This is a genomic window from Enterobacter sp. K16B (assembly GCF_020216105.1).
Taxonomy (GTDB): domain Bacteria; phylum Pseudomonadota; class Gammaproteobacteria; order Enterobacterales; family Enterobacteriaceae; genus Enterobacter; species Enterobacter sichuanensis.
Genome location: NZ_JAIWJZ010000215.1, coordinates 1 through 2787, shown reverse-complemented (window position 1 = coordinate 2787; position 2787 = coordinate 1). Strand labels below are relative to the sequence as shown.

The 2787-nt window shown below is 52.7% G+C and carries 3 protein-coding genes; 2 read left to right on the top strand and 1 reads right to left on the bottom strand.

What is annotated here, in order from left to right:
* Window positions 1–264: 264 nt before the first annotated feature.
* Together LDK53_RS22780 and LDK53_RS22775 are read left to right on the top strand one after the other, a co-directional pair.
* Window positions 265–633, top strand: a complete 369-nt coding sequence (locus tag LDK53_RS22780) for a YfeC-like transcriptional regulator (RefSeq protein ID WP_045285814.1) — start codon at window positions 265–267, stop codon at window positions 631–633.
* A complete protein-coding gene (locus LDK53_RS22775) occupies window positions 629–1021 on the top strand; it encodes a YfeC-like transcriptional regulator (protein WP_225288149.1) in 393 nt (130 codons plus the stop codon). The genes LDK53_RS22780 and LDK53_RS22775 overlap by 5 nt, the downstream gene beginning before the upstream one ends.
* 44 nt (window positions 1022–1065) lie before the next feature.
* Here the strand turns inward: LDK53_RS22775 and gltX are convergent, their stop codons facing one another.
* Window positions 1066–2481, bottom strand: a complete 1416-nt coding sequence (gltX, locus tag LDK53_RS22770) for a glutamate--tRNA ligase (RefSeq protein ID WP_225288148.1) — start codon at window positions 2479–2481, stop codon at window positions 1066–1068.
* Window positions 2482–2787 lie beyond the last annotated feature (306 nt).

The following is a 2787-nucleotide window of genomic DNA, read 5'->3' as shown; positions in this document are numbered from 1 at the left end:
ACCTCTTGCATGCCATGCAAGCGCTCTCCCAGCTGAGCTATAGCCCCATCGTAAAGCTGTCATGTTGACGGGCGGCATAATATGAATTCCGCTGCGGAGTGTCAACGGCAAAATCAATACCCGCCGTTCAATCGCCGAAAAATCATGCAAATGAATCACTTTGCGAGCCTGCTCGCAGTCATGAGTTAAGCCTGTCACGTTTTCGTCTAAAACGGTGCTATAAAATGAACCGTTAATTGACCCCACAAATATTCAGGAAATTGCATGATCAAGGAACGAATGACGCCAGAAGAGTTAGCCCTCCTCACTGGCTATAGCCGCCAGACCATCAATAAATGGGTACGCAAAGAGGGTTGGATTACATCGCCAAAACCGGGAGTCCAGGGCGGGAAAGCGCGTCTGGTGCATGTGAACGAAAAAGTGCGTGACTTTATTCGCAGTGCACGACGGGCAACTGAAACGCCCGAGCTGCCCGAAGGCGCCAGCCACGACAGTTCGCTTCATACCCTGCTCCTGACGCTGGCCAACGAAATGACGCCGGAAGAACAGAAACAGATGACATCGCTGTTACTGCGGGAAGGGATTACCGGATTGCTGCAACGTTTAGGGATTCGCGATCGGAATGAATATTAAAAATTTACCTGGCAAAATGACCACGGAAGAACTGGCGCTAATTTTGGGGGTTGCCAGGCAGACGGTTAATCGCTGGATACGCCAGCAGGCGTGGAAAACCGAAGGGCTCAACGGTGTGAAAGGCGGTCGGGCGAGGCTTATTCATGTTGATGCACGCGTGAAAGACTATATTAAGCGCCTCCCGGCGATCCGGAGCCGTCAGGCGGTTTACCATCTCGCGGAGGCCACCACCACATATCATAGCTCTCCTACAAGCCTGCGCCCGGGCATTATTGAGACGCTGGAGAATATGACTGAGCTGGAGCAGAAGCGTCTGGAAGACTTTTTGAAGCGCGAAGGGATTCGCGGCTTTCTTACGCGCCTGGATATTGCTGAACACAATGCATAAAAAAACGGCAGGTTACCCTGCCGTTCTTCTTTTCGGGGACGTCATTACTGCTGGTTTTCACGCTCGGCGATAAAGTCCAGCGCCTTGTTAATGCGCGCCACGCTGCGTGACTTGCCGATAGCATGGACAGTCACATCCAGCGCCGGAGACTGGCCTGCACCGGTCACCGCAACGCGCAGTGGCATACCCACTTTACCCATGCCCACCTCCAGCTCGTCTGCCGTCGCCTGAATGGCATGATGCACATTCTCAGCGGTCCACTCGGTGAGTGCGGCAAGCTTGTCACGTACCACTTCCAGCGGCTGACGCGCAACAGGGCGGAGATGTTTCTTCGCGGCGTCGGCGTCAAACTCATCAAACTCTTCATAGAAGTAGCGGCAGCTTTCAGCAATCTCTTTCAGCGTCTTGCAGCGCTCGCCGAGCAGTCTCACCAGATCTGCCAGTTCAGGGCCGGTGCGGGTATCAATATTTGCCTGCTCAATGTGCCACTGCAGGTACGTCGCCACGTATTCTGGCTGCATGGTATTGATGTAATGGTGGTTCAGCCACAGCAGTTTGTCGGTGTTGAACGCGCTCGCCGATTTACTCACAGAACTCAGAGAGAACAGTTCGATCATCTCTTCGCGGCTGAAGATCTCCTGGTCACCATGAGCCCAGCCCAGACGCACCAGATAGTTCAGCAGTGCTTCCGGCAGGTAGCCGTCGTCGCGGTACTGCATAACGCTTACCGCACCGTGACGTTTAGACAGTTTTTTCCCGTCGTCGCCGTTGATCATCGAAACGTGCGCATAGACAGGCACAGGTGCGTTCAGTGCTTTCAGGATGTTGATCTGACGTGGCGTGTTGTTGATATGGTCTTCACCACGAACAACGTGGGTAATTTCCATATCCCAGTCGTCAACCACAACGCAGAAGTTATACGTTGGAGAACCGTCGGTACGGCGGATGATCAGGTCATCCAGCTCCTGGTTGCTGAATTCGATCGGACCACGGATCTGGTCGTCGAAGACCACAGAGCCCTCTTGCGGGTTAGCAAAACGCACCACGCAAGGCTCATCAGCGGCATGTTCGCTGTGGTCGTGACGGCAACGGCCGTCATAGCGTGGCTTTTCACCGTTTGCCATCTGCTCTTCACGCAGCGCATCCAGACGCTCTTTGGAGCAGTAGCATTTATACGCTGTGCCCGCGACCAGCATCTCATCAATGACAGCGTTATAGCGGTCAAAGCGTTTAGTCTGGAAGTAAGGACCTTCATCCCACTCCAGATTCAGCCAGTTCATCCCATCCATAATGGCTTCAATTGCTTCTGGCGTGGAGCGCTCAAGATCGGTGTCTTCAATACGCAGCACGAACTCACCTTTGTTGTGGCGTGCAAAGAGCCAGGAATAGAGAGCAGTACGAGCACCACCGACGTGCAGATAGCCTGTCGGGCTCGGCGCGAAGCGAGTTTTGATTTTCATGAAATGGCCTTACGTTATAAAGATGCCGGTAATCGGCAAATCCCGGGGAAAAAACGATGGGCAATATTCTATCACTGTGGGGGGATTCCTCAATGTTGATCCCTTTATCGTGAAGGAGTTTGCGATTTTTGTTTAGAAATCATGCGCCACTGCCCGTTTCGCGATCGTTTTGTCTAATTTTACGACGAACGAATAAAAACTTTAGAAAATGCGTTGACTCATTTTCAACTCTCCCTATAATGCGACTCCACACAGCGGGGGTGATTAGCTCAGTTGGTAGAGCATCTCCTTTACACGGAGGGGGTC

Bases quoted from the DNA above. Each gene is read 5' to 3' on its own strand.
- LDK53_RS22780 (WP_045285814.1), top strand. From the start codon at position 265: ATGATCAAGGAACGAATGACGCCAGAAGAGTTAGCCCTCCTCACTGGC.
- gltX (WP_225288148.1), bottom strand. From the start codon at position 2,481: ATGAAAATCAAAACTCGCTTCGCGCCGAGCCCGACAGGCTATCTGCAC.